The 25,652-nt window shown below is 71.6% G+C and carries 20 protein-coding genes, 1 other RNA gene and 1 pseudogene; 15 read left to right on the forward strand and 7 right to left on the reverse strand.

Going from position 1 to position 25,652, the window contains the following annotated elements; translation table 11 throughout:
- The first annotated feature begins 116 nt into the window (after window positions 1-116).
- The 5 genes and pseudogenes from mtrA (at window position 117) to hpf (ending at window position 6,017) form a co-directional block, all read left to right on the forward strand.
- Window positions 117-806: an MtrAB system response regulator MtrA gene (gene mtrA / locus ACQP2H_RS05280; protein WP_208570335.1), complete on the forward strand. Its 690-nt coding sequence runs from the start codon at window positions 117-119 to the stop codon at window positions 804-806.
- Window positions 807-819: 13 nt separating this feature from the next.
- Window positions 820-2,577: an MtrAB system histidine kinase MtrB gene (gene mtrB, locus ACQP2H_RS05285; protein WP_219467419.1), complete on the forward strand. Its 1,758-nt coding sequence runs from the start codon at window positions 820-822 to the stop codon at window positions 2,575-2,577.
- A 26-nt stretch (window positions 2,578-2,603) separates the two neighbouring features.
- Window positions 2,604-4,427, forward strand: a complete 1,824-nt coding sequence (locus tag ACQP2H_RS05290) for an LpqB family beta-propeller domain-containing protein (RefSeq protein ID WP_219470699.1) — start codon at window positions 2,604-2,606, stop codon at window positions 4,425-4,427.
- A gap of 7 nt (window positions 4,428-4,434) precedes the next feature.
- Window positions 4,435-5,140: pseudogene (locus ACQP2H_RS05295) on the forward strand (ComF family protein).
- 250 nt (window positions 5,141-5,390) lie between these two features.
- Entirely contained in the window at window positions 5,391-6,017 is a 627-nt protein-coding gene (gene hpf, locus ACQP2H_RS05300) for a ribosome hibernation-promoting factor, HPF/YfiA family (protein ID WP_208570338.1), read from the forward strand.
- Between the two features lie 100 nt (window positions 6,018-6,117).
- On the opposite strand, the gene ACQP2H_RS05305 is transcribed toward hpf, so the two are convergent.
- Window positions 6,118-7,269, reverse strand: a complete 1,152-nt coding sequence (locus ACQP2H_RS05305; protein ID WP_219467422.1) for a GNAT family N-acetyltransferase — start codon at window positions 7,267-7,269, stop codon at window positions 6,118-6,120.
- A 69-nt stretch (window positions 7,270-7,338) separates the two neighbouring features.
- Window positions 7,339-8,493: a GNAT family N-acetyltransferase gene (locus ACQP2H_RS05310; RefSeq protein ID WP_219467461.1), complete on the reverse strand. Its 1,155-nt coding sequence runs from the start codon at window positions 8,491-8,493 to the stop codon at window positions 7,339-7,341.
- A 170-nt stretch (window positions 8,494-8,663) separates the two neighbouring features.
- On the opposite strand from ACQP2H_RS05310, the gene secA reads away from it, so the two are divergent.
- On the forward strand, window positions 8,664-11,591 hold the full coding sequence (gene secA / locus ACQP2H_RS05315) for a preprotein translocase subunit SecA (RefSeq protein ID WP_219467464.1): 2,928 nt from the start codon (window positions 8,664-8,666) through the stop codon (window positions 11,589-11,591).
- Between the two features lie 330 nt (window positions 11,592-11,921).
- Here the strand turns inward: secA and ACQP2H_RS05320 are convergent, their stop codons facing one another.
- On the reverse strand, window positions 11,922-12,503 hold the full coding sequence (locus ACQP2H_RS05320) for an Rv3235 family protein (RefSeq protein ID WP_219467466.1): 582 nt from the start codon (window positions 12,501-12,503) through the stop codon (window positions 11,922-11,924).
- 102 nt (window positions 12,504-12,605) lie between these two features.
- Window positions 12,606-12,833, reverse strand: a complete 228-nt coding sequence (locus tag ACQP2H_RS05325) for a helix-turn-helix domain-containing protein (RefSeq protein WP_067306191.1) — start codon at window positions 12,831-12,833, stop codon at window positions 12,606-12,608.
- Between the two features lie 243 nt (window positions 12,834-13,076).
- Between ACQP2H_RS05325 and ACQP2H_RS05330 the strand changes: the two genes are divergently transcribed.
- Window positions 13,077-13,589 (forward strand): DUF6912 family protein, encoded by a 513-nt coding sequence (locus ACQP2H_RS05330; protein ID WP_208570343.1) that lies wholly within the window; start codon window positions 13,077-13,079, stop codon window positions 13,587-13,589.
- A 6-nt stretch (window positions 13,590-13,595) separates the two neighbouring features.
- Here ACQP2H_RS05330 and ACQP2H_RS05335 read toward each other — a convergent pair whose 3' ends face one another.
- Window positions 13,596-14,597, reverse strand: a complete 1,002-nt coding sequence (locus ACQP2H_RS05335; protein WP_219467468.1) for a hypothetical protein — start codon at window positions 14,595-14,597, stop codon at window positions 13,596-13,598.
- 500 nt (window positions 14,598-15,097) lie between these two features.
- On the opposite strand from ACQP2H_RS05335, the gene pruA reads away from it, so the two are divergent.
- From pruA to ACQP2H_RS05375, 8 genes are all read left to right on the forward strand, one after another.
- Complete coding sequence (pruA, locus tag ACQP2H_RS05340) at window positions 15,098-16,726, forward strand: L-glutamate gamma-semialdehyde dehydrogenase (protein WP_219467470.1); 1,629 nt, start codon at window positions 15,098-15,100, stop codon at window positions 16,724-16,726.
- Between the two features lie 259 nt (window positions 16,727-16,985).
- Window positions 16,986-17,501, forward strand: a complete 516-nt coding sequence (locus ACQP2H_RS05345) for a PadR family transcriptional regulator (RefSeq protein WP_145918036.1) — start codon at window positions 16,986-16,988, stop codon at window positions 17,499-17,501.
- Between the two features lie 64 nt (window positions 17,502-17,565).
- Window positions 17,566-18,687, forward strand: a complete 1,122-nt coding sequence (gene prfB, locus ACQP2H_RS05350) for a peptide chain release factor 2 (RefSeq protein ID WP_204927319.1) — start codon at window positions 17,566-17,568, stop codon at window positions 18,685-18,687.
- A 118-nt stretch (window positions 18,688-18,805) separates the two neighbouring features.
- Window positions 18,806-19,486, forward strand: a complete 681-nt coding sequence (gene ftsE, locus ACQP2H_RS05355) for a cell division ATP-binding protein FtsE (protein WP_030331491.1) — start codon at window positions 18,806-18,808, stop codon at window positions 19,484-19,486.
- A 70-nt stretch (window positions 19,487-19,556) separates the two neighbouring features.
- A complete protein-coding gene (ftsX, locus tag ACQP2H_RS05360) occupies window positions 19,557-20,432 on the forward strand; it encodes a permease-like cell division protein FtsX (protein ID WP_208570347.1) in 876 nt (291 codons plus the stop codon).
- A 135-nt stretch (window positions 20,433-20,567) separates the two neighbouring features.
- The gene (gene smpB / locus ACQP2H_RS05365) at window positions 20,568-21,047 is read left to right on the forward strand and encodes an SsrA-binding protein SmpB (protein ID WP_208570348.1); all 480 of its coding nucleotides are present in this window, start codon (window positions 20,568-20,570) and stop codon (window positions 21,045-21,047) included.
- Window positions 21,048-21,151: 104 nt separating this feature from the next.
- Window positions 21,152-21,527, forward strand: a transfer-messenger RNA (tmRNA) gene (gene ssrA / locus ACQP2H_RS05370).
- Between the two features lie 267 nt (window positions 21,528-21,794).
- Window positions 21,795-22,769 (forward strand): hypothetical protein, encoded by a 975-nt coding sequence (locus ACQP2H_RS05375; RefSeq protein ID WP_433231375.1) that lies wholly within the window; start codon window positions 21,795-21,797, stop codon window positions 22,767-22,769.
- Between the two features lie 175 nt (window positions 22,770-22,944).
- Here the strand turns inward: ACQP2H_RS05375 and mdlC are convergent, their stop codons facing one another.
- Window positions 22,945-24,540, reverse strand: coding sequence for a benzoylformate decarboxylase (gene mdlC, locus ACQP2H_RS05380; RefSeq protein WP_357534830.1), 1,596 nt, complete (start codon window positions 24,538-24,540; stop codon window positions 22,945-22,947).
- Window positions 24,541-24,833: 293 nt separating this feature from the next.
- Window positions 24,834-25,637 (reverse strand): S-methyl-5'-thioadenosine phosphorylase, encoded by an 804-nt coding sequence (locus ACQP2H_RS05385; protein WP_208569671.1) that lies wholly within the window; start codon window positions 25,635-25,637, stop codon window positions 24,834-24,836.
- Between the last annotated feature and the right edge of the window lie 15 nt (window positions 25,638-25,652).

The raw sequence follows: 25,652 nt of genomic DNA on the forward strand, positions 1-25,652 counted from the left end.
GATACGGCCATCGGGGGAGATATCGCGCGTGGGGCGTGCGGTGGCACCTCTCCCGGCAGTACCGTGCCATCCAGACGCGATCCCACCGACTGAACGGGGATGGAAACATAAACCCCATGAGAGCCCGGGTGCTGGTGGTCGACGACGACCCCGCGCTCGCCGAGATGCTCGGCATCGTCCTGCGCAGTGAGGGTTTCCTGCCTTCCTTCGTCGCCGACGGGGAACGGGCGTTGGCTGCGTTCCGGGACAGTCGACCCGACATCGTGCTGCTCGACCTGATGTTGCCCGGGATGAGTGGTATCGACGTGGCGCGGGCGATCCGTGGCGAGTCGGGTGTGCCGATCGTCATGCTGACCGCCAAGAGCGACACCGTCGACGTGGTGCTCGGCCTGGAGTCGGGTGCCGACGACTACGTGGTCAAGCCGTTCAAGCCGAAGGAGCTGGTGGCCCGGATGCGGGCCCGGCTGCGGCGGGGCGAGGACGTCGCCCCGGAGATGCTGACCATCGGCCCGCCCGGTAACCAGATCACCATCGACGTGCCGGCGCACACCGTCAGCCGGGACGGCGACGAGGTGAAGCTGACGCCGCTGGAGTTCGACCTGCTGGTCGCGCTGGCCCGCAAGCCGCGTCAGGTCTTCACCCGGGAGGTCCTGCTGGAGCAGGTCTGGGGTTACCGGCACGCGGCGGACACCCGGCTGGTCAACGTGCACGTGCAGCGGTTGCGCGCCAAGATCGAGCCGGACCCGGAGCGGCCGGAAATCATCCTGACCGTGCGGGGCGTGGGATACAAGGCGGGTACCGGATAGCCTGGTCTACACCGTGACCAGTGCCCCCGACCCCACCCCCGAGCACACCGCCGGCTGGCGTCCCGCCGCGCGGGCGGTGTGGCGTGCCCTGCTGGGCCGTTGCCTGCGGGTGACCGCCGGCCTGCGGCAGACCTGGCGGCGGTCGTTGCAGGTCCGGGTGGTGACCATCACGCTGGTGGTGTCCAGCCTGCTGGTCGGCGGCTTCGCCTACCTGATCGCCGACAAGATCACCAGCATCCTGCTCGAGAACGCCGAGACCGACGTGCTGCTGCGGCTGCGCAACGGCAGTGACTACTCGGCCAAGCAGTTCAACCTCTACAGCCAGCCCCAGGAGGCGCAGCTCCAGGACACCGTCGAGGGCACGGTCAACTATCTGGCCGGGGGCGACCCGCAGCAGACCAGCGGGGTGGTGGTGGCGATCACCGCGGACAACTACGCCGGCATCATCGAGACCCGCACCTCCCCGGCGATGGACGTCCGGCCGCTGGTCAGCCGGGAGCTACGGGCCGCCGTCGCCGACGGTAAGGTGGCCCACCAGATCCGCACCGGCCAGCTCACCGGGGAGCGGACGAAATACCTGGTCTACGGCTCCCCGGTGCCCACCCGCTTCGGCCAGCTGGAGCTCTACTACCTCGTCCCGCTCAACCGGCAGGACGCCACCGCCGCCGACGCCCGGGCCACCGTCCTGGCCACCGGGGTGGCCCTGGTGCTGCTGCTCGGCCTGCTCGCCGCCCTGGTCACCCGGTTGGTGGTGACCCCGGTCCGGGTCGCCGCGCGCACCGCCCAGCGGCTCTCCGCGGGCCTGCTCGACCAGCGGATGGTGGTCAACGGCGAGGACGACCTCGCCCTGCTCGCCGCCTCGTTCAACCAGATGGCCACCAACCTGCAACGGCAGATCCTCCGCCTGGAGGAGATGTCCCGCCTCCAGCGCCGGTTCACCTCCGACGTCTCGCACGAGCTGCGGACCCCGCTGACCACCGTCCGGATGGCCGCCGACCTGATCTTCGCCGAGCGCGACGAGTTCGACCCGGCGGTGGCCCGCAGCGCCGAGCTGCTCCAGGCGGAGCTGGACCGGTTCGAGGAGTTGCTCACCGACCTGCTGGAGATCAGCCGCTTCGACGCCGGCTTCGCCATGCTCGACTCCGAGCCGACCGACCTGGTGCCGGTGGTGCACCGGGTCGCCGACCGCCTCGCCGGACTGGCCGAACGGGTCGGCGTCACCATCGAGCTGGCGGTGCCGACCAGCCCGGTGATCGCCGAGGTGGACCCGCGTCGGGTCGAGCGGGTGCTGCGCAACCTGGTCGGCAACGCCGTGGAGCACGGCGAGGCCAAACCGGTGGTGATCACCCTGGGCGTCGACCAGACCGCCGTCGCGGTCACCGTCCGCGACCACGGCGTCGGGCTCAAGCCGGGCGAGGAGAAGCTGGTCTTCAACCGGTTCTGGCGGGCCGACCCGTCCCGGGCCCGGCAGACCGGCGGGACCGGGCTGGGGTTGTCGATCAGCCTGGAGGACGCCCGGCTGCACGGCGGCTGGCTGGAGGCGTGGGGGGCGCCGGGGCAGGGCGCCCAGTTCCGACTCACCCTGCCGGTCCGCTCCGGCGACCGGCTCACCACCTCACCGCTGCGGCTGGTGCCGGCGGACGCCACCCTGCCCTTCGGTGGCCCGCGAGACGGCGACCTGTTGGCGATCGGGCCCGCCGACGGTGGTGTCCTGGCCATCGGCCCCGGTCCGGCCGCCGTGCCCGACGAGCGGGCGGAGGTCCGGTCGTGAGTCGTCGCACGGGCGCGGGCCCGGCCGTGGGGCGCCGGGCGCTGGCCGGGCTGCTCTGCGTCGTACTGCTGGCGCTCGCCACCGGCTGCGGCATCCCCGACCGCACCGACGTGCAGGTGGACGGGTCCGGGCCGGCCGTCTCGGCGGGCGCGTCCAGCTCCGGCCGGGGCGAACCCCCCACCCGCACGTCCAGCGGCGCCGACCGGGAGACCTTCGTCCGCAACTTCCTGGCCGCCGCGGCCGGTGAGCCCGAGCGGGCGTACGCCCGGGTCAAGCAGTTCATCGCCCGCGAGGACCGCAACCGGCTCGCGGAGAAACAGGGCAGTGAGGTCGCGATCAACGTGGTCCGGCTGACCGAGAAGCCGGTGATCACCGAGAACGTCAACGGTCTGCTCACCGTCCGGGTGCCGGTGCAGCAGGTGGGGCTGCTGCGGGCCAACGGGGTGCTCGGCCCGCCGGTGGTGACGGACACCGAATACCAGTTCTCGCTGCGCGGCTCCGCCGAGCCGGGCCAGGAGAGCACGCAGGACGGCGGCTACTACGTCACCGATCCGCCGAGCGTGCTGCTGCTGGACACGTTGAGCCTGCGGCTGTACTACCAGATCCGTACGGTCTACTTCTGGAACTCCGACGCCACCCGGCTGGTCGCCGACCAGCGTTACCTGCCCCTCGCCGTGCCCAACGAGCGGCTGGTCAGCGAGGCGGTCAAGTGGCTGATCGCCGGCCCGTCGGACTGGCTCCGCCAGGGGGCGAGCGGCCTGCCGGACCGGACCGCCCTGATCAACAACGCGGTCAAGACCGACGGCCGGTGGGAGGTCAACCTCGACCTGCCCGGGGACGACCGTCGCAAACTGGAGAAACTCGGCATCCAGCTGTCCTGGTCGCTGTCCGACCTGGACGGCCCGCTCCAGCTCACCACCCGCAACCAGTCCCGGGTGACCATCGACGACCTGGCCGCCCACCGGCTCGCCAACCCGGTCTATCCGCTCACCGAGGCGCCGCAGCGGTTCACCGTCTATGACGGGGCGATCCATCCGCTCGTCTTCGAGGCCGAGCCCATCGGCCCCGTGCCGATCCGCGTGGAGGACAACCACACCATCGTCTCGGCGGCCCTGCGGCGGGCCGTCGAGGACAAGACCCTCGCCGCCCTGGTGACCACCGCCCCGGGCGGCCGGCACCGCCTGGTCGCCGGTTCCGGTGCCGCGCCGGTGCAGGTGATGACCCCGGGGACGCAGACCTTCACCGCGCTCGGCCGGCCGGTCTGGTTGCGCCCGCTCGGCGGGGCCCAGCCGTACGGGCTGGTGGTGGCCGACGGGCGGCTCTACCGGTTCGACGACCGGGCCCGGATGGTCCAGGTGCCGGTGGGCGCGACGGGTCAGGTCAGCGCGGTGGCCGCCGCCCTGGACGGGCACCGGATCGCACTGATCGTCGGTGGGCGGCTCTACCTCAGCACGGCGAGTCTCGACGGCGGAGTGGTCTCCCTCGGCCCGGTACGACAGGTCGCCACCACACTCACCGACCTGTCGGCGGTGGACTGGGCGCAGGAGAACACCCTGGCCGTGGCCGGCTCCACCAACCGTTCGGCGGTCTACGAGGTGGGCGTGGACGGGGTGTTGCAGGCCGGGCTGGTCACCGACGTCGGTGCCCGGGTGACCCACCTCGCGGTGTACCCGGGCAACCCGACCTACGTGCTGCCCACCCTCATGATGATGTACGAGGCCAACGGGGTCGCCTACCGCTACCGTTCACCGTCGGCGGAGACGATCCGGGGCGAGCAGGTGCTGGACGTGCCGTCCCCGCCCGCCGGTGGCCGGGCGGGCAGTCCGACCGCGCCGTTCTTCCTGTTCTGAGCCTCTCGTGCGGGACATCGGCGGACTCTGGGCGGACCTGACCGATCTGGTCTTCCCGACCGGTTGTGCCGGCTGCGGTCGGCGGGACGAGACCTTGCGGCAGGGCTGCTGCCCGCGCTGCGTACGCCAGCTCGCCGCGCTGCGGCCGGTGCCGGCCCGTCCCACCCCGCCTCCGCCGGACCTGCCGCCCTGCCACGCCCTCGGCCCGTACGCGGGCCCGCTGCGGGAGGTGCTGCTGTCGTACAAGGAGCGGGGTCGGCACGGGTTGGCCCGGCCGCTGGGCGGGTTGCTGGCGGAGGTGGTGGCGGCGGCGGTGGGTCCGGCCCGGCCGGTGCTGCTGGTGCCGGTGCCGGACCGGGCGGCGGCGGCCGGGCCCGCTACGGCGACCACCTGACCCGGTTGGTCCGGCACGCGGCGGTCCGGTTGCGGGGGCCGGCTGGGACGTGCGGACGGCGGTGCCGGTGCGGGCCCTGCCCCGGCCGGATTCGGTGGAGCTGGACCAGGCGGGGCGGGCCGAGGCGGCGGCGTCGGCGTTCCGGCTGCGGCCGGGGTGGGCCGGGCGTGGTGCGGGTGGCCGGACGGTGGTGGTGCTGGACGACATCCTCACCACGGGGGCCACCCTGGCGGCGCTGAGTCGGACCTTGCGTGCGGCGGGAATGACGCCATATGGCGCGGCCGTGTTGGGTGCAACGCAAAAGCGGCGGCATTGGTGACGCAACGTGTTTCCGTTTCACCCCATGGTGTTGGTTGCTGTTAATTCTCTGAGGGTTTCCCACAACCGGGGGTGACTGTCGGCCGAACAGGAGTTAGCGTTTTCGTGTCGGGGTAGGAAGGGTTCCCCACCCGTCCCCGACGGTGGAAGGAGGCGTAGCCGTACCTGACCGGTCGACGCTCCCAGGGGCCCTCCCGAGGTTGCTCGACCGGATTCGAAGATCAGCCGACCATCCGGAAAAGGGAGGTCACGTGGACATCGTGGTCAAGGGTCGAAACGTCGAAGTGCCGGACCATTACCGGGTACACGTAGCCGAGAAACTCGCGAAAATCGAACGCTACGATCACAAGCTCATCCGGGTCGATGTGGAGCTGTTCCACGAACGCAATCCCCGGCAGTCCGACACCTGCCAGCGAGTGGAGATCACCTGTGTCTCCCGTGGGCCGGTGATCAGGGCAGAGGCCTGCACGAACGACTTCTACAGCGCGCTGGACGCGGCCATCGCCAAGCTGGACACCCGACTGCGCCGGGCGGCCGACCGCCGCCGCGTACACCGGGGCCGGCATGCGCCGATCTCCGTCGCCGCCGCCACCGCCGGTCTGCCGGTGGCCGGCCTGGACGACGTCGCCGCCCCCGCCGGCGGCACCGCCACCGCGACCGCCGTCGAGGAGCGCCCGGAGGAGCACGACGACCAGCCCTGGCACATCGCCCGGGCCAAGGTGCACCCCGCCGACCCGATGACGGTCGACGACGCCCTGTTCCAGATGGAGCTCGTCGGCCATGACTTCTACCTGTTCCACGACAAGGAGTCCGGCCGCCCCAGCGTCGTCTACCGCCGCCACGCCTACGACTACGGCATCATCTCCCTAGACACCTAACCCACCCCCCACCCCCCGGCCGCCCCCGCCCCCGCCCCCGCTCGCGGTGATCAAGAGGTTTGCGTCAGCTACGAAGATCGAATTGACGTAAACCTCTTGATCACCCGGGAGGTGGGGGTGGGGTCGGTGGGGAGGGAGGGGGGTCGGTGGGGAGGTGGGACCAGAGGAGGGTGTCGGGGCGGGGGGTTTCGGGGGTCGGGGCGGGGAGGCGGGCACGCATGAGGCCCTCCCGGTGGAAGCCGGCCCGGGTCAGGACGCGCTGGGAGGCGGTGTTCCACGGAGCGGTGCCGGCCCAGAGGCGGGCCAGACCCACCGGGCCGAACGCCCAGTCGGCCACCAGCCGGACCGCACGGGTGGCCAGGCCCCGGCCGCGCGCCTCGGGCAGCAGGCTGTAGCCGATCATCGCCTGGCCGGTGGCCGGCTCGTCGTGGATCAGAGCGCAACCGCCGACCATCGTGCCGGTCACCGCGTCGCACAGCGCGAAGTCGGCCGCCCGGCCGGTCAGCCAGTCGCTCTCGGCGACGGCGCAGCGCCGGTCGATGTCCGCCCGGGTCGGTGGGACCGGACGGACCCGGGTCGCCACCACCTCGGGGCGGGTGTGCAACCGGTGCAGCACCTCGGCGTCGGCAGGGGCGAGCCGGCGCAGGGTCACCACCGCGTCGGTGAGCCGGCCGTCAGGCAGGTCCGGCAGCAGGCGCGGGACCGGGCCGGGCGGGTCGCCGGCGAGGCGTACCCAGGCGAGCAGGTCGTACCGGTCGCCGTCACGGCCCGGGCCGGCAGCCCGGCGTACCCCCTCGGGGTGGAAGCCGGCGGCCAGCGCGACCCGCTGGCTGGCCGGGTTCTCGGCCCTGATCAGCAGCTCCAGCCGGGCCAGGCCGGCCTGGAACGCGGCCGTCGCCAGGGCCCGGGTGGTGGCGGTGGCGATCCCGCGCCGCCGGGCCCGCGGTGCCACCCAGTAGCCCAGCTCAGCCTGCCCCCGGCCCGGCGCCACCTGGCTGAGCCCGGCCCCGCCGACCAGCCGGTCGGTCCCGGCATCGACGATCGCGTACGCCGCGCCGCCGCTGCGCCACGCCGCCGGGGCGCCCTCGGAGATCCACCAGTGCGCGTCGGCGACCGTGTAGGGATGCGGCATCCCCACCGGGTTGAACCGCAGGTTCACCGGATCGTCGCGGCCGGCTGCGAGGTCCTCGGCGTCGTCCGGCCGGAACGGCCGCAGCCGCACCGGTCCGGCCTCGATGACCTCCGGGGTCACGTCAGGTCCTCGCCAGGCTCGATGGTCCGTGGGTTCACGTCAGGCCGCCGTCGTCGTTGGTCTGCGGGGTCACGTCAGGTCCTCGGCGAGCAGCGCGCCGACCCAGGCGTCGACCCGGTCCCCCCGCTGCGGCACCCCGCCCCGCAGGGTGCCCTCGACGGTGAAGCCGGCCTTCTCGGCGGCCCGCCGGGAGGCGGTGTTGCCGACGTGGGCCTTCCACTCGATCCGGACCAGGTCGAGGCCGGTGATGCCCCAGGCGGCGAGCGCGCCCAGCGCGGCCGGCATCCAGCCCCGGCCCCGGGCGTGCGGCGCGGTCATGAAGCCGACCTCGGCCCGCAGCGGGTCGACGGGGTTCAACCGCAGGTCGACGGTGCCGGCGAAGGCGTCGTCCGGGTCGGCCAGGACGAAACACGCGCTGCTGCCCCGCGCCCAGGCCAGCCCGCCGTAGGTCAGGTAGCCCTCGGCGTCGGTGTGCTGGTAGGGGTGCGGCACGCTGGTCCACCGGACGGTGTCCGGGTCCCGGCAGGTGGCGACGACCCCGTCCAGGTCGCGTTCCTCCATCGGTCGCAACCGCAGCTCGGTGTCCCCGGCGGTGGCGAACAGGACGGGCTGCGGCCGACCGAACACGGCGGCCCGCCGGGCTTCCAGGGTGCCCGGTCCGGCCGGTCCGGGCGCACCGGCGGCGGGCACCTCCCCGGGCAGCAGCGAGCCGATCCAGCCCTCGACCCGGCCGTCCCCGGCGGGTCGGGCGAGCCGCAGCTCACCGGAGACCTGGAAGCCGGCCCGCAACGCGACCAGCCGGGAGAAGTGGTTGCCGACCTCGGCCTGCCAGATCAGCCGACGCAGCGCCAGAGCGTCGAAGGCCCAGCGGGCGACCGCCCGGGTGGCCCGCACGGTGACCCCCCGGCCCCGGGCCCAGGGGGCGGTCCAGTAGCCGATCTCACCGGTCTCGACCTCCCGGTCGATCGCGACCAGGCCGCAGGAGCCGAGCAGCTCGCCGGTGGCGGCGTCGCAGACCGCGAGCGGTGCCCCGCTGCCCTCGGCCCAGGCGCGGGGGCTCAGCTCGGTGACGAAGCCGTGGGCGTGTTCAGGCCGGTACGGACGCGGTACGGTGGTCCAGCGCTGGATGTCCGGGTCCTGGCAAGCCCGGTGCACGTCTTCCGCGTCCGAGGCGAGCCACGGACGCAGCAGCAGGCCGTCCTCGATGATCTCCACAGGCTCCATGCGGGTCATCGTGCCGGATCGTTCGCGGTGGGCGTAACCGGATAACCGCCGGGCGGCGGGTCGAGCCGAGCATTATGTCGGTTTGGTCGGGTCGGACCGCCGCCACCAGTGACCATCGCGCCGACGGAGCGCCTACGATGGTTCGAGACTGTCTAGGGGAGCGTTGATCCGTGTCGATTCTGGAAAGGGTCCTCCGCGCGGGCGAGGGCCGTATGGTGCGCCGGCTGAAGGCCATCGCCGCCGCCGTCAACTCGATCGAGGACGACTACGTCAACCTCACCGACGACGAGCTGAGATCACTGACCGACCAGTACCGGGAGCGGCTCGCCGATGGTGAGACCCTCGACGACCTGTTGCCCGAGGCGTTCGCCACGGTGCGCGAGGCGGCTGCCCGGGTGCTCGGCCAGCGGCCGTACGACGTCCAGGTGATGGGTGGCGCGGCACTGCACTTCGGCAACATCGCCGAGATGAAGACCGGTGAGGGCAAGACGCTGACCTCGGTCATGGCGGTCTACCTCAACGCGCTCTCCGGCAAGGGTGTGCACGTGGTCACCGTCAACGACTACCTGGCCCAGCGCGACGCCGCCTGGATGGGTCAGGTGCACGAGTTCCTCGGCCTGACCGTCGGCGTGGTGCTGCCCAACCGGCCGGCCGCCGAGCACAAGGCCGCCTACGAGTGCGACATCACCTACGGGACCAACAACGAGTTCGGCTTCGACTACCTGCGCGACAACATGGCCTGGTCCCACGATGAGCTGGTCCAGCGCGGGCACAACTTCGCCGTGGTCGACGAGGTCGACTCGATCCTGATCGACGAGGCCCGGACCCCGCTGATCATCTCCGGTCCGGCCGAGCACTCCGCCCGCTGGTACGGCGAGTTCGCCGGTGTGGTGGCCCGCCTCCAGTCCGGCAAGGACGGCGAGGGCGACTACGAGGTCGACTACGCCAAGCGCACCATCGCGGTCACCGAGCGCGGCGTGGCCAAGGTCGAGGACCGGCTCGGCATCGACAACCTCTACGAGTCGGTCAACACTCCGCTGGTCGGCTACCTCAACAACGCGATCAAGGCCAAGGAGCTCTACAAGCGCGACAAGGACTACATCGTCAGCGACGGCGAGGTCCTGATCGTCGACGAGTTCACCGGGCGCATCCTGCACGGCCGCCGCTACAACGAGGGCATGCACCAGGCGATCGAGGCCAAGGAGGGGGTGGAGATCAAGCAGGAGAACCAGACCCTGGCCACCATCACCCTCCAGAACTACTTCCGCCTCTACGAGAAGCTCTCCGGCATGACCGGTACCGCCCAGACCGAGGCGGGCGAGTTCAACAAGGTCTACAAGGTCGGCGTGGTGACCATCCCCACCCACCGGCCGATGGTCCGGATGGACAAGGCCGACGTCATCTACAAGACCGAGAAGGCCAAGTTCAACGCGGTCATCGAGGACATCGCCGAGCGGCACCAGGCCGGCCAGCCGGTGCTGGTCGGCACCGTCTCGGTGGAAAACTCCGAGATCCTCTCCACGCTACTGCGCCGCCGGGGCATCCCGCACTCGGTGCTGAACGCGAAGTTCCACGCCCGCGAGGCCGAGATCGTCGCTCAGGCCGGGCGTAAGGGCGCGGTCACCGTCGCCACCAACATGGCCGGCCGGGGCACCGACATCCTGCTCGGCGGTAACGCCGAGTTCCTCGCCGCCAGCGAGCTGCGCCAGCGCGGCCTCGACCCGGTCGAGCAGGAGGACGAGTACGCCAAGGCGATGGAGGAGGCCCTGCCCACCTGGAAGCAGGCGTGCGAGACCGAGGCCGAGGAGGTGGCCGCCGCCGGTGGCCTCTACGTGCTCGGCACCGAGCGGCACGAGTCCCGCCGGATCGACAACCAGCTGCGCGGTCGGGCCGGCCGGCAGGGTGACCCGGGCGAGTCCCGGTTCTACCTGTCGCTCCAGGACGAGCTGATGAAGCGGTTCCGGGCCGGTGCCGTCGAGGCGGTGATGGAGCGGTTCAACATCCCGGAGGACGTGCCCATCGAGTCGAAGATGGTCACCCGGCAGATCAAGAACGCCCAGGCCCAGATCGAGGGCCAGAACGCCGAGATCCGCAAGAACGTCCTGAAGTACGACGAGGTGCTCAACAAGCAGCGCCAGGTGATCTACGCCGAGCGGCTGCGCGTGCTCAACGGTGAGGACCTCTCCGACCAGGTCCGCAACATGATCGACGACACCATCGGCGCGTACGTGGTGGGGGCCACCAGCGACGGCTACGCCGAGGATTGGGACCTCGACCAGCTCTGGGCGAGCCTCAAGCAGCTCTACCCGGTGGGCGTCACCGTCGACGAGCTGGAGGAGGAGGTCGGTTCCCGCTCCGGCCTGGACCAGGACTTCCTGCTGGCCCGGCTCAAGGAGGACGCGAACGCCGCGTACGACCGGCGTGAGGAGAGCCTCGGCGAGGAGGCCACCCGCCAGCTCGAGCGGATGGTGCTGCTCCAGGTCATCGACCGCAAGTGGCGCGAGCACCTCTACGAGATGGACTACCTCCAGGAGGGCATCAGCCTCCGGGCGTACGCCCAGCGCGACCCGGTCATCGAGTACCAGCGCGAGGGCTTCGACATGTTCGCCACCATGATGGAAGGCATCAAGGAGGAGACGGTCGGCTTCCTCTACAACCTGGAGGTGCAGGTCCAGGAGCCGGAGCCGGAGGCCGAGGAGGTGCAGCTGCTGGACAAGCCGGTCGAGATCCGGGCCAAGGGCCTCAACCGCGCGCCCCAGCAGCAGGGCCTGCAATACTCCGCCCCCACCATCGACGGTGAGGCCGGCGCGGGCGCGGTGGCCGTGGAGCGGCCCGAGCCCGCGCCGTCGGCGCCGGCACTCGGCATCGGCGGTGGGCAGCCGCAGGCTCCGTCGCAGGCCCGACCCGCCGCCGGTACGCCCCGTCGTCCGGCTGCCGCCGGGGCGAGCGGTCAGGCTGCCGCAGCCAGCACCGCCCGGCGTAACACCGGTCCGGTCGACCGGTCGGCCGAGGGTGGTCCGTCCCGCAACGCGCCCTGCCCGTGCGGCTCCGGTCGCAAGTACAAGCGCTGCCACGGTGCGCCCAACGGCGGCGCCTGATCCGAACCGCCAGGACGCCCGCCTACTCACCAGAGCAGGCGGGCGTCCTGCCGTTCCCGGGCGGTCCTGCCGTTCCGGGCGGTCCTGCCGTTCCCGGCGGTCCTGTTATCCAGACCGCAGAACCCCTTGCCCGACTTCACCCCCACCCAGCCCCGCCCCTCACCCGGATCAGCCCTCCGGGTTCCGCTTTCCGCGCTGATCAAGAGGAATACGTCAGTTGGATCTCTAGGAATGACCTGAACCTCTTGATCAACACGGCGGGCTGGCTGCGGGGGGGCGCGGGGGTGGGGGAGGGGGGTGGGGGTCTGGGGTGGGTGGGTGGGTGGGGGGTCAGATGACCTGGAGGGTGGTGCAGAGCCAGCTGCCTCGGCGGTGTTCCAGGCGGAGCGCCATCGCCCAGGTCCGACCACCTGCGGCGACCACCACAGCCACCTCGACAGCTGCCGCGTGCGGCTCGAACACCCGCAGCCGGCGCAAGTGGACGGCGGGACGGGTGGAGCGCCGACGCACCGGCGGGGTACGCGATGAGGCGCGGGCGAGTTGTTCGCTCACCTCGGCGGTGTGCCCCGGCTCGACCAGTGCCCGGATCTGGCCGGGCGGCCGGTAACCGTTGAGGATTTCCAGGCAGGTGCCGACGAACCGGTGGGCCGCACGGGTCGCCTCGGGGGTGGCGGTGGCGGGCGGGGGCAGTGCCGGGGTGGCCGGATGCCCGGGGTGGGGTCGGGGGTCGGGCCGTCGGCCGGCCGGGCGACCGACGGGCGGCTGCCCGGTGCCGAACAGGTCGAGGGCGAGTTGGCCGGGCGGTCGGGGCCACAGATCCGGCACCTCGTCGACGTAGGGCGGGTCGGCGATGGGGGCGGGGCGCAACCGGATCGGTGGTCGGGTCGGCCCCGGACGGCGGGAGTCGGCCATCGCTGCACCCTCAATCCCTGCGTTTGCCTTCGTTTGCTTCCGACGGCGTCGATTGTCGACCACGGCAACGCCCAGGGTCAATGGCTCAGGGGGACGGGGCGATCACTCCGGGTCGCGGTCGGTGAGCGGGTTGCCGCGTACCCACTCGGCGGTCTCGGCGTACTTGAGCTGGATGTATTCCTCCAGCCGGGCGCGCTCCACCCGCCACTGACCCCGCCCGCCGATCTTGATGGCGGGCAGTTCGCCGCTGCGTACCATGTGATAGACCTGCGAATCTGAGACGTTCAGCTCGGCGGCCACGTCGGAGAGCAGGAGAAACCTCGGCTCCACGGAAACCCCTCGGCTTGACGTCGTTCGGATCAGTTTGCCACCGACAGCCTTCCCCGCCCAGCACCGGACCGTCCGCCCGGTGCGGCGTCTTCCACCGCAGCGGTGTGCGGTGTATGACGGTCTCGGCCGTCGGGTCCGCGCCCGTACCGCCCGTACGGCATGATCGGCGTTCGGGCGGGCGGTGCGGCCACGGTCCCGGGGGACGCGGCGAAACAGCCGGCACGGCAACGAGCGGGGGAGACGATGGCGGGCGACGAGCTGGTCCGGGTGTACGTGCCGGCGACCGTGCCGATGCTGGCCCTGCTGCGCGAGCGGGGACTGCCGGTCAGCGACGGGCACGCGGTCACCCCCACCCTGCGCGAGTGGTACGCCGAGGGCGACGAGGAGGAGTTGGAGTACGTCGCCTTCACCCGGGCCGCCCAGGACGCCCTGCAACTGTTGCGGGAGGACCCGGCCGCACCCCGACGGCGGGTGGTGGTCTCGGTCGACCTGCCCGGTGCCGCCGTCGGCCGGGGTGACGGCGAGCTGGGCTCCAGCGTGGTGGAGCTGGACGGACCGGTGCCGGCGTCGGCCGTGGCCGCGCTGCACGTGGACGGGGACGAAGCGGTCGAGGACGTCACCGCCGCCGTCGACGTGGTGCACGAAGCGCTCGCCGGCGACCCGGACGCCCAGTTCACCGTCGACGGGGCCGAGGACCACGAGTTGGAGTGGTACGCCCCCTCCGAGTGGGAGTTGCTGCTGCGTACCGCCTCCTGACCCGGGTCAGTCCTCGACGGTCTCGGGGTCGTCGTCGCGGTGGGTCGGGCCGAGGGTGCGGCCGAAGAGAACCACCGAGGTCAACGCGCCCACGAAGAGCACCCAGATGCCGTTGTCGATCCGGGAGGTGCCCATGCTGGTCTGGGCCACCGCGTCCGCCTCGCTGAGCGCGCCGGCCAGATCCAGCAGGGTCCGGCCGCCGATCCGGATGATCACCTCGGTGAGCAGCAGGAGCAGACCCGGACCGGCTCCGGCGAGCAGGTAGGCGGGCCAGCGTGGAGCAGGGGCGTCGGGGGCGCGGCGGACGGCCCGGCGGCGGGCCCAGCTGAGGTAGCCGAAGGCGAGCAGCCCGGCCAACAGTCCGCCGAGCAGCGACTCGGTGCGGGAGACCCACTTCGCGGCGCCGACCAGGGACGCCTGCGAGTCGTCCGCACCGAACAGGTCGAACAGCGGGTCGCGGGCCTGGCTGAACAGCACGACGAAGAGCAGGGTGCCGAGGGCGGCGGCGACCACCGCGCCGACCGGTGCCGGGGTACGCGCCCCGGCGATCGCCCCGCCGATGATGGCCGCCGCCGCGCTGGTGCCGGCGATGGTGTTGGTGGTGGCGTTGTCGGCGTAGGTCAGGTTGACGGCCAGGGCGGTGCCCAGCCCGACCAGCATGCCGGCCCCGAGCGCCGCCGCGAAGCGCAGTGCGGCGCGGTCGCCGAGCCGGCGGGCGGCCAGTTCGCTCGCGGCCAGCGCGACGGCCGTCCCGGCGACCAGCGCGGCGGAGATCACCCCGGGTAGGGCGAAGGCGGAGAGGGTGATCGCGGTGAGGCCGACCGCCGCCGAGTGGATCGCTTCCCGGGTGGACCACAGCATCGCGGCCAGCCATCCGAGCGCGAGCACCGCCAGCAGGGGCGTGCCCGGGGCGTACCCCGCCGGTGCGGTGTGGGTCTCCCCGCCGCCCTGCCCGGTGTCGACCGTCCGTGTGGACGCCGCCGTGGAGCTGCCGGGCTGCTTGCTCATCGTCTCCCCTTCGACACCGCGCCACCCCGGCACCGGGAGGGCCTCTGATCGCTCGAACCAGCGTACGCGGGCTGACGGTGCGGTCCCTGGCTGGGCGCGGACCGTCCCCACGCCCGGCCGGGCAGCGGGAGGGGGCGGGTGGCATGGGCGGTGCGGCTGCGGTCTGCCCGTAGCGCCGCCGGCCCGCGCCGGTCCGCCCGGCCGGGCCCGCGTCGGTCCGACGGCGGCTGCCCTCCCGGTGCCGCCGCCGTCGGACCGCCCTGTCTTTCTGCTGATCGACGGGGGCTGTTTGATACGAATCGTCGCCCTGAAGGTGTCGTGGCCTCGCGATCATCGGTGCGGGGCGGGCGGGGCGTGGTTCCGTCGGGGTCGGCGTGGGAGAATCCCCGGAGGTCCCGCCACCGCGCCAGGCACGCCGCGCGGTGTCCGGTGTCCGGCCGTCCGGTCGGTGCCCGCGGGGCCGATTTCGCCGCCGCTGTCGAGATCGCCCAGGAGCTGTGATGGACGCCGTGTTCTCCGTACCCGAGCCGCACAACGAGCCGGTACGCACCTACGAGCCGGGCAGCGCCGACCGGGAGCGGCTGCAACGGCGGCTGACCGAGCTGGCCGCCGAGCGGATCGACCTGCCGATGACCATCGCCGGTGAGCAGCGGATGGCCGGTGGCGACCCGATCGACGTGGTGCAGCCGCACCGGCACGCGCACGTGCTCGGGGTCACCGGTCACGCCACCCACGACGACGCCCGCGCCGCCGTACGGGCCGCCAAGGACGCCGCGCCGATGTGGCGGGCGTTGCCGTTCGAGGAGCGGGCCGCGGTCTTCCTGCGCGCCGCCGAGCTGCTGGCCGGCCCGTGGCGGGACACCCTCAACGCGGCCACCATGCTCGGCCAGTCCAAGACCGCGGTGCAGGCGGAGATCGATGCGGCCTGCGAGTTCATCGACTTCCTCCGGTTCAACGTGCACTTCGCCCGGGAGTTGCTGGCGGCCCAGCCGAACTCGTCGCCGGGGGTGTGGAACCGGTTCGACCACCGCCCGCTGGAGGGCTTCGTCTACGCGGTGACCCCGTTCAACTTCACCGCGATCGCCGGCAACCTGCCGTCCGCGCCGGCCCTGCTCGGCAACACCGTGGTCTGGAAGCCGGGCCCCACCCAGCAGTTCGCGGCGCACTTCACCATGCGGCTGTTCGAGGCGGCCGGCCTGCCCCCCGGCGTGATCAACATGGTCACCGGGCGGGGCGAGGAGGTCTCCGACGTGGTGCTCGCCGACCCGGACCTGGCCGGCATCCACTTCACCGGCTCCACCAGGGTCTTCCAGCAGCTGTGGCGCACGGTCGGCGAGAACATCGCCGCCTACCGGGGCTACCCCCGGCTGGTCGGCGAGACCGGCGGCAAGGACTTCGTCGTCGCGCACCCCAGCGCCGACGTCGACGCCCTGCACACCGCGCTGATCCGGGGCGCCTACGAATACCAGGGCCAGAAGTGCTCGGCCGCCTCGCGGGCGTACGTCCCCCGGTCGCTGTGGTCCGGTGGGCTGCGGGACCGGCTGGCCGCCACCGCCGACGCGTTGACCTACGGCGACGTGACCGACTTCGCCAACTTCGGCGGCGCGGTGATCGACGCCCGCGCGTTCGCCAGGCACACCGCCGCGCTGGACCTGATCGCCGGGGACGACAGCTGCCGGGTGCTGGCCGGGGGCACCGCCGACGACTCGGTCGGGTGGTTCGTCCGCCCGACGCTGTTCGAGTGCACCGACCTGGCCCACGAGACGTTCACCACCGAATACTTCGGGCCGATCCTCGGCGTGCACGTCTTCGACGACGCCAACTTCGACGACGTGGTCACCCAGGCCGAGTCCATCGCCCCGTACGCCCTGACCGGGTCGATCTTCGCCACCGACCGCCGGGTGGTCGACGCGGTGGCCGAGAAGATGCGGTACGCGGCCGGCAACTTCTACATCAACGACAAGCCGACCGGGGCGGTGGTCGGGCAGCAGCCCTTCGGCGGAGCCCGGGCCAGCGGCACCAACGACAAGGCCGGGTCGTGGCACAACCTGGTGCGCTGGATGTCGCCCCGGACGATCAAGGAGACGTTCGTGGCGCCGACCGACCACACGTACCCGCACATGGGGTGAACCGGCGACGACCGGCGGTGGCGGGTGATCCGGCCGCCGCCGGTCGGGGTCGTCCCGGGCGCGGGCGGCGCGGGACGGCCACCGCGCCGGCCACCACGGTCGGTGCGCCCCAGGTCACCGCCGATGGTGCGGGCCAGTGGGCGGTCGGGGGCGGTCCTGGGAGCACTGTCGTCGGCCGACAGTGCACATTGGAAATCCTCCCGGGTGGCAAATCCGGAAATCCTGGACGCCGGGACGGCAAAGTGGCAGCTTAGAGGGCATGGCGGATTCCGGAGTCAACCCCACTGCGGCGGCCCTGCTGGGGTTGTTGCATGAGGGCCCGATGACAGGCGGCCAGCTGATGGCCGCCGCTGAGCGCCGACTGGCGCCGTACTGGTCGATGACACGCAGTCAGGTCTACCGTGAGTTGCCGGTCCTGGCGGAGCGTGGTTTCGTGCGGCTGGGCAAGCCCGGGCCGCGGATGAGTCAACCCTACGCGATCACGGCGGCGGGGAAGCGGACCTTCTCCCGATGGCTGGCGGAGAATCCCGGTCGGGACACCATCCGCAACCCGATCGCCCTGCGGATCGCGTTCGGCAACCTGCACTCGGCCAGCCAGCTCAAGAACCTCTACACCTCGGCCAACGAATACCACACCGAGGCCCTCGCGTACGTCCGGGAGCAGGTCAAGACCGCCAAGAAGGAGGGCGACGAGTACGACGCCAGTGCGCTGGAGTTCGCCGTCGCCTACCACAAGGCGGCGCTGTCCTGGCTCAAGACCGCCCCGGTCGGCTGATCATCGGCCCTGGTAGGTGGTGTGACGTGAGCGGACCGCCGCACGCACAGTACCCTTGTCTGTCGTGACCGCTGCCGATTACGCCGAACAGCTCAAGGAACTCGACGCGACCCTGCGCAACATCGAGGCGGTGCTCGACCTCGACCGCCTGCGGGAGGAGAAGGCCCGGCTGGAGGAGCAGGCGTCCGCGCCGGATCTCTGGGACGACCAGGCCAAGGCGCAGCAGGTGACCTCGCAGTTGTCGTACGTCAACGGCGAGATCAGCAAGCTGGGCAGCCTGCGGTCCGGCCTCGACGACGCGCGGGTGCTACTGGAGTTGGCCGAGGACGAGGCCGACTCCGGGGTGCTGGGCGAGGTCGAGTCGGAGATCGCCACGCTGACCAAGGCCATCCAGGAGATGGAGGTCCGCACCCTGCTCTCCGGCGAGTACGACTCCCGGGAGGCGCTGGTCGCCATCCGGGCGGGCGCCGGTGGGGTGGACGCGGCCGACTTCGCCGAGATGCTGCTGCGGATGTACCTGCGGTGGGCGGAGCGGCACGGCTACCCGACGGAAGTCTACGAGACCTCGTACGCGGAAGAGGCCGGCCTGAAGTCCGCCACGTTCACCGTCAAGGTGCCGTACGCCTACGGCACGCTCAGCGTCGAGTCGGGCACCCACCGGCTGGTCCGGATCAGCCCGTTCGACAACCAGGGCCGCCGGCAGACCAGCTTCGCCGGGGTCGAGGTGCTGCCGGTCACCGAGCAGACCGACCACATCGACATCCCGGAGAACGAGATCCGGGTGGACGTCTACCGGTCGTCCGGGCCGGGTGGGCAGAGCGTCAACACCACCGACTCGGCGGTGCGGTTGACCCACATCCCCACCGGCATCGTGGTGACCTGCCAGAACGAGAAGTCCCAGCTGCAGAACAAGGCCTCCGCGATGCGGGTGCTCCAGTCCCGGCTGCTGGAGCGCAAGCGGCAGGAGGAGGAGGCGAAGCTGGCCGGCCTGAAGTCCGGCAGCACCAGCTCCTGGGGCGACCAGATGCGCTCGTACGTGCTGCACCCCTATCAGATGGTGAAGGATCTCCGAACCGAGCAGGAGACCGGCAATCCGTCGTCGGTCTTCGACGGGGAGTTGGACAGCTTCCTCGAGGCGGGTATCCGCTGGCGCAAGCAGCAGCAGCTCGCCAACGACGCTGCGTGATCGATCGTGAACGGGGCGCGTCGTCGATTCCGGGTTGACCGGGCGAATCGATGACGCGCCCCGCTTCGGCGGGGCGTGCCACTTGGCTCTGCGGTTACACCGCGTAGACTCACGACCCGTGATTCAGCTTGAGCAAGTGACGAAGACGTACCCGAAGGCGTCCCGGCCTTCGCTCGACAACGTGTCCGTCTCGATCGAGAAGGGCGAGTTCGTCTTCTTCATCGGGCCATCAGGCTCCGGCAAGTCCACGATCATCAAGATGCTGCTGCACGAGGTCGCCCCCAACAAGGGCCGGGTCGTCGTCAACGGCAAGGACGTCACCTCGATGCGGTCCTGGAAGCGACCCCACTTCCGGCGCTCCATCGGCTGCGTCTTCCAGGACTTCCGGCTGCTGCCGAACCGCACCGCCTACGAGAACGTGGCGTTCGCCCTGGAGGTGATCGGCAAGACCAAGGCGGTGGCCCGCCGGGTCGTGCCCGAGGTGCTGGAGTTGGTCGGGCTCGGTGGCAAGGAGCACCGGTACCCGCACGAACTCTCCGGCGGTGAGCAGCAGCGGGTCGCGGTCGCCAGGGCGTTCGTGAACCGTCCGCTGATCCTGCTGGCGGACGAGCCGACCGGAAACCTGGACCCGGACACCTCGATCGAGATCATGCGTTTGCTGGACCGGATCAACCGCACCGGCACGACCGTCGTGATGGTCACGCACGACTCCAACATCGTGAACCAGATGCGCCGTCGCGTCGTCGAGATCGAGAGTGGCCGCATCGTGCGCGACCAGGCCCGCGGCGTCTACGGGTGAGCCGGCGCTCCACCCCTGCCGTACGACCTGACGACGAACACCTCACGCCGGAGAGCCGGAGGAACACCCGATGCGGATAAAGTACGTCCTGTCCGAGGTACTGGTCGGACTGTGGCGCAACGTCACGATGACGATCGCGATGATCATCACGATGGCGGTCTCGCTGACCATGCTCGGCGCCAGCGGCCTGATGTACAAACAGGTCGGCGACATGAAGGACCTCTACTACAAGAACGTCGAAGTCTCGATCTTCCTGAAGACCGACGTCACCGAGCAGCAGCGCACCGACCTCGACGCCAAGTTGAAGGGCGACCCCCTGGTCAAGGAGGTCCTCTACGTCAACAAGGACGAGGCGTACAAGACGTTCAAGGAGATGTACCAGGACGCGCCCGACCTGGTGAACGTCGTGAAGCCCGACCTGCTCCCCGAGTCGTTCCGGCTGAAGCTGGTCAACCCGGAGCAGTACAAGAACATCTACGACCAGTACCAGGGCACCGAGGGTGTCGACGTGATCGTCGACCAGAGCCGGCTGCTGGACAAGATCTTCAACGTGCTCACCGCCATCCAGAACATCGCGCTGGCCGCCGCAGTGGTGATGGCCATCGCCGCGTTGCTGCTGGTGGCGAACACCATCCAGGTGGCCGCGTACAGCAAGCGGCGTGAGGTCGCGGTCATGAAGCTGGTCGGTGCGTCGAACTGGTTCATCCAGGCGCCGTTCGTGCTGGAGGCGGTGGTCGCCGGCCTGATCGGCTCGCTGCTGGGCCTGATCGCGCTGATCGGCGCCAAACAGCTGCTGTTCAGCGGTTCGTTGAAGGCGCTCGAGGGGCTGCTCTCGCCGATCCAGTGGTCGGACATCTTCCTGATGTTCCCGCTGATGGCCGGCGTCGGTGGCCTGATCAGCGCCGCCACCGCCTGGGTCACGCTCCGCTTCTACCTGCGGGTCTAATCGCGGCAGGGGTCGACGTGCGGGCCCTCCCGCGCCGGGAAGAAACGGCGCGGGAGGGCCCTTGTCATTCGGGTAGCATGATCCCCGCTCACCGACCGGCCGGTCGGTGAGCGCACACGGAAGGGGGTGCGCCGGATGCCACGGGAAAAGGGCCGCAAGGTGGTCGCCTCCAACAAGAAGGCCCGCCACGACTACGCCATCCTCGACACGTACGAGGCGGGCATGGCGCTGACCGGCACCGAGGTCAAGTCGCTGCGCGCCGGGCGGGCCTCGCTGGTCGACGCCTTCGCCCAGGAACGCGACGGCGAGCTGTTCCTGCACGGCATGCACATCCCGGAGTACACCCAGGGCACCTGGACCAACCACGAGCCCCGGCGTACCCGCAAGCTGCTGCTCAAGCGGTTGGAGATCGACAAGTTGATCGGCAAGACCCGTGAGGGTGGCCTGACCATGGTCCCGTTGCAGGTCTACTTCTCCGACGGCTGGGCCAAGGTCGAGATCGCCCTTGCCAAGGGCAAGAAGTCGTACGACAAGCGGCAGGACCTCGCCAAGCGGGACGCCGACCGGGAGATCGCCCGGGTGTCGGGCCGGCGCGGCAAGGGAATGGACGACTGATTCATCCTGTTTGCCCGGCTCGGCACGCTGGGCCGGGCCTCGGGATGAAACCCGTTGCGGTAGGCGTTAGTCTGGACAGTGCCGCCACATCGGTGGCCCGTCGAGGGGGTGACTGGTTTCGACTTCGTACGCAGCGACAGGGGAAGCGAGCCGAGGAAGCCGACGTCGTCTCGAGAATCGGTCGTCGGAAACTTATAAGCGCCAAGCAAAATCGCGCTGACTTCGCTCTCGCCGCCTGAGGCGAGTAGTGAGTCTGTCGGCCTGGGAACGCCTTCGTCCCAGTTAGCCGGCATCAGTTAGGAGGCTGGCCAACCGGACCCGGTCGCGGGGTCCGTGCGGCGAGATCAATCAGCGACTGGGCCCGTCACACCAACTTGCTCGCGTGAGCGGTGGGGCCGAGTAGAGGCATAGCGAGCTGCGCTCGGAGAAGCCCTGACAAACCGGCGAAGGACCCGGGTTCGATTCCCGGCACCTCCACCACACGATGCGCCCCGGTCCCCAGGACCGGGGCGCATCTCCCTTCCCACCCGGCCCTCCCCCTCCCCCCTCCCGCGCTCCCCGCGCGTCCCGCGCTCTCCCCCGCGCGTCCCGGTCGCGTTGATCAAGAAGTTTGCGTCATTTTTGGAGATCAACTTGACCTGAACCTCTTGATCAACGGGGGGCAGGGCGGGGTGGGGGAGAGGGCGGAGGGAGGGGGGGAGGGGGGAGGGTGGGAACCGGGGGAGGGGGAGGAGCGTCACAGGTGGTATGCGGCGACTTGTTGTGGTGGGGTGGGGGCTCGTGGTGGCGGTGGCGGGCGGGTGTGCGCCGGTAGGGTCGGTGCCGGTGGGGTCGGTGCCGGGTGGGGCCGGTGGGGCGGTCGGGGGTGATCCGGGGCGGCACCGGGAGGCGTTCGACGAGCGGGCCGCCGAGGTCGCGGGGGCGTGGCGGCCCGGGTCCGACTGGTCGAGTGGATACCTGCCGTTGCAGGACGCCACGGTGCTCACCGGTCAACCCGGCTTCACCGCCGACACCGAGATGGCCTTCCGTTCCGGTTGGTACCGCGACCAGATCCCGATGCCGACCGAGGTGCCCGCCGACGCGGCGATCCGCTTCCCGGACGGCGCACTGACCGTCCCGCTGATCAGCGCGGCCGAGGCGTACCGGCAACTGGACCAGGGGGACCCGCCACCGTGCGACGGGCGGCCCCGGGTGCCCCGGGCCGCCGCCCCGACGGCCGGCACCAGGCCGGACGATTCGGTCTCCACGCAGGCGGCCACAGCCTGCATCCCGCTCACCGTCACCGGCGTGACGCTCGGCGAGGCCGAGGTACGCACCAGTCGGGGCGTCGCCGCCGTGCCAGCCTGGTTGTTCACCGTGGCCGAGTTGACCGCCCCGGTGGCCCGCCTCGCGGTAGCGGCCCGGGCGGTCGGCGCCGTGACCGAGCCGGCTGCCCCGACCCGGCCCCTTCCGGGCGGCGTGGCCGGCGCCGATCGACTCCAACGCGTCGATCACGCCCGGTTGACGTACACGGTGAGCATGGGCGCCTGCGACACCGGGCCCACCGCGCTGGTGTGGGAGAGCGACGACGTGGTGGTGGTCGGCGGCGGAGTGGTCCAGGGCACCGGGGAGTGCGTCGACCTCGCGGTGCTCAAACCGGTCACCGTGACCTTGACGGCCCCCCTCGGCACCCGCCCGGTCCTCGACGTGGCAACCGGCCGCCTCCTCACCCTCACCCCCTAACCCACCCTCTCCTCTCCCCTCCCCGCCCCGTCCACCCCCACCCAGCTGGGTTGATCAAGAGGTTTGGGTCAAGTTGATCTCTAGAAATGACGCAAACCTCTTGATCAACGCGGGTGGGGGCGGGGTGCGGGTGGGGGCGGGGTGTGGGTGGGTGGGAAGGTGGGCGGGCGGGGGGTCAGAGGAGTTTGGGAGGGGTGGGGTCGATCGGGGTGGACAGGAGGGTGGGGGTGTCGGCGTGGAGGGCTTCGGTCAGGGCGGGCGCGAGGTCGGGCAGGGCGTCGATGACGCGGGTGGCGCAGCCGTAACCGCGGGCGATGGCGGTGAGGTCCAGGCCCGGCAGGTCCAGCCCGGGCACGCCGGGAGTGGACTTCAACTCGGCGAACGCCTTGAGGATCGCGTACTGCTGGTTCACCGGGACCAGCACGACCACCGGCAGCCGTAGTCGCGCGGCGGTCCACAGTGCCTGCACCGAGTAGTGGAAGGAGCCGTCCCCGATCACCGCGACCACCGGCCGGCCCCGCCCGGTGTCCCGTTCGGCGAGGGCGATGCCGACGGCGGCCGGCAGCCCGTAGCCGAGCCCGCCGCTGGCCATGGTGAAGTACGACGCCGGGCGGGTCACCGGGAGCCGGCGTCGCAGCGCCGCCAGGTTGGACGGTGACTCCTGCACCAGTACCCCGTCCGTGGGCCAGCAGGCGGCCAGGGCGGCGAAGAGCGCGTCCGCGTCGGGCGGGTCACCGGGTTGTGGTGGTGACGGGGCGGGGCGGGGCTCGGGTGGGGGACGGTCGGCCGCCGGCAGCAGGTCCAGCAGCGCGGCCAGGGTCAGCCCGGCGTCACCGAGCAGGCTGTCGCCGACGGGGGCGCGGGCCGCCTCGTCCGCGTCGTCGGTGACGTGCAGCAGCCGCGCCCCGGGCGGCAGGTGGTCACCGGGCAGGTGCGGGTAGTAGCGGAACACCGGCGCACCGACCACCAGCACCACGTCGTGCCCGGTGAGTTTCTCGGCCAGCGGGGCGATCGCGTACGGCAGCACCCCCCGGTAGTGCGGGTGGTGCTCCGGAAAGGCGGCCCGCTCCGGTGCCGGCGCGGACCAGACCGGCGCGGCGAGCCGCTCCGCCACCGCCACCGCCACCGGCCAGCCGGCGGCCCGGTCCACCGCCGCACCGAACACCAACACCGGGTTGCGGCTGGCCGCCAGCAACGCGGCGAACTCCCGCAGCCGACGCGGGTCGGGGGCGAACCGGGTGGCCACCGTGCGCACCGGCGGCGGCGGGTCCGCCGGCTGCTGCCAGTCGTCCAGCGGCAGGGAGAGGTAGACCGGGCCGGCCGGGGGTTGGGCCGCCGTGGCGTACGCCCGCATGAACGCCGCCGGTACGTCCTGCGCCCGCGTCGGCTCGTGGCTCCACTTCACGTACGGCTGGGGCAGTTCGGTGGGGCGTCGGCTGGCCAGCCGGGGCTCCAGCAGCAGCATCTCCCGGCTCTGCTGCCCGGCGGTGACGATCAGCGGGGTCCGGTTGTGCCACGCGGTGACGAGATTGCCCATGGCGTTGCCGGTGCCCGGGGCGGTGTGCAGGTTGACGTGCGCCGGTCGGCCGGTGGCCTGGGCGTACCCGTCGGCCATCGCCACCGCCGACGCCTCGTGCAGGGCGTGCACGTAGTGGAAGTCGGCCGGGAAGTCCTGGAGGAAGGGCTCCTCGGTCGAGCCGGGGTTGCCGAAGACCGTGGTCAGGTCGAGGGCCCGGAGCAGGTCGTAGGTGGTCTCCCGGACGGTCGCCATCGCCCCCGCCTCCGTGTCCCCGGCCCGGTGCCGCTGCCGCCGGGGCCGATGGTCTGCCGCCGACCTGCCGAATCTATCGGGTGGCAGGCGGTGGTTCGGGTGCTTTGCCGGCTATCGCCCCTGTGGCTGTGCCGCCATGGTGGCGGCACAGCCACAGGGGCAGCGCGTCGTCGCGTCGGCGGGTGCCCGAGCGCCCGGCCGGCCGGGGTGGCGGCGCGGCGTGGTGGGGGCGCGGTTGCGGTGCGGTCGCGGGAAGCGGTGGGGGCGGGAAGCGGTGGGGGTGCGGGAACGGCTCAGGGGAGGGGGAACGGGGTGCTGATGCCGTCCAGCGCGTGCCCGCAGGGGCAGTCGCGGTCGGCGGGCAGGGCGGCCACCGCGTCCAGCAGTACGCCCCGCAACCGGTCGGTGTTCTCCCCGAAGACCCGGAAGACCTCCTCCTGGGTGACCGAGTCGCCCGCCTCCACCCCGGCGTCCAGGTCGGTGACCAGCGCGATGGAGGTGTAGCAGAGGGCGAGTTCGCGGGCGAGCACGGCCTCCGGGTGGCCGGTCATGTTGACCACCGTGCCACCCATCGAGGCGTACCAGCGGGATTCCGCACGGGTGGAGAAGCGGGGCCCCTCGACCACCACCACCGTGCCGCCGTCCACCGCCGGCACGTCCCGCCCGGCCGCCGCGCCGAGCAGGGTACGCCGCCCCACCGGGCAGTACGGGTCACCGAACGCGACGTGCACCGCGCCCTGGTCGTAGTAGGTCTGCACCCGGCCGCTGGTGCGGTCGATCAGCTGGTCGGGCACCACGAAGGTGCCGGGGCCCAGCTCGGGGCGGAGCCCGCCGACGGCACACGGGGCGAGGACCTGGCGGACCCCGAGGGACCGCAGCGCCCACAGGTTCGCCCGGTACGGGATCAGGTGCGGTGGGTGGCGGTGGTCACGCCCGTGCCGGGGCAGGAAGGCCACCGGTCGACCGCCCACCGACGCGATCGTGACCACGTCCGAAGGGGCGCCGTACGGGGTCTCCACCTGGTGTTCTGTCGCGTCGTCGAGCAGCGCGTACAGCCCTGAACCACCGATCACCGCGATGTCCGCCGTCGGACCCATCGATCCTCCCTCGAC

Origin of the sequence: Micromonospora sp. CA-248260 (assembly GCF_050942205.1) — a bacterium.
Taxonomy (GTDB): Bacteria; Actinomycetota; Actinomycetes; order Mycobacteriales; family Micromonosporaceae; genus Micromonospora; species Micromonospora antibiotica.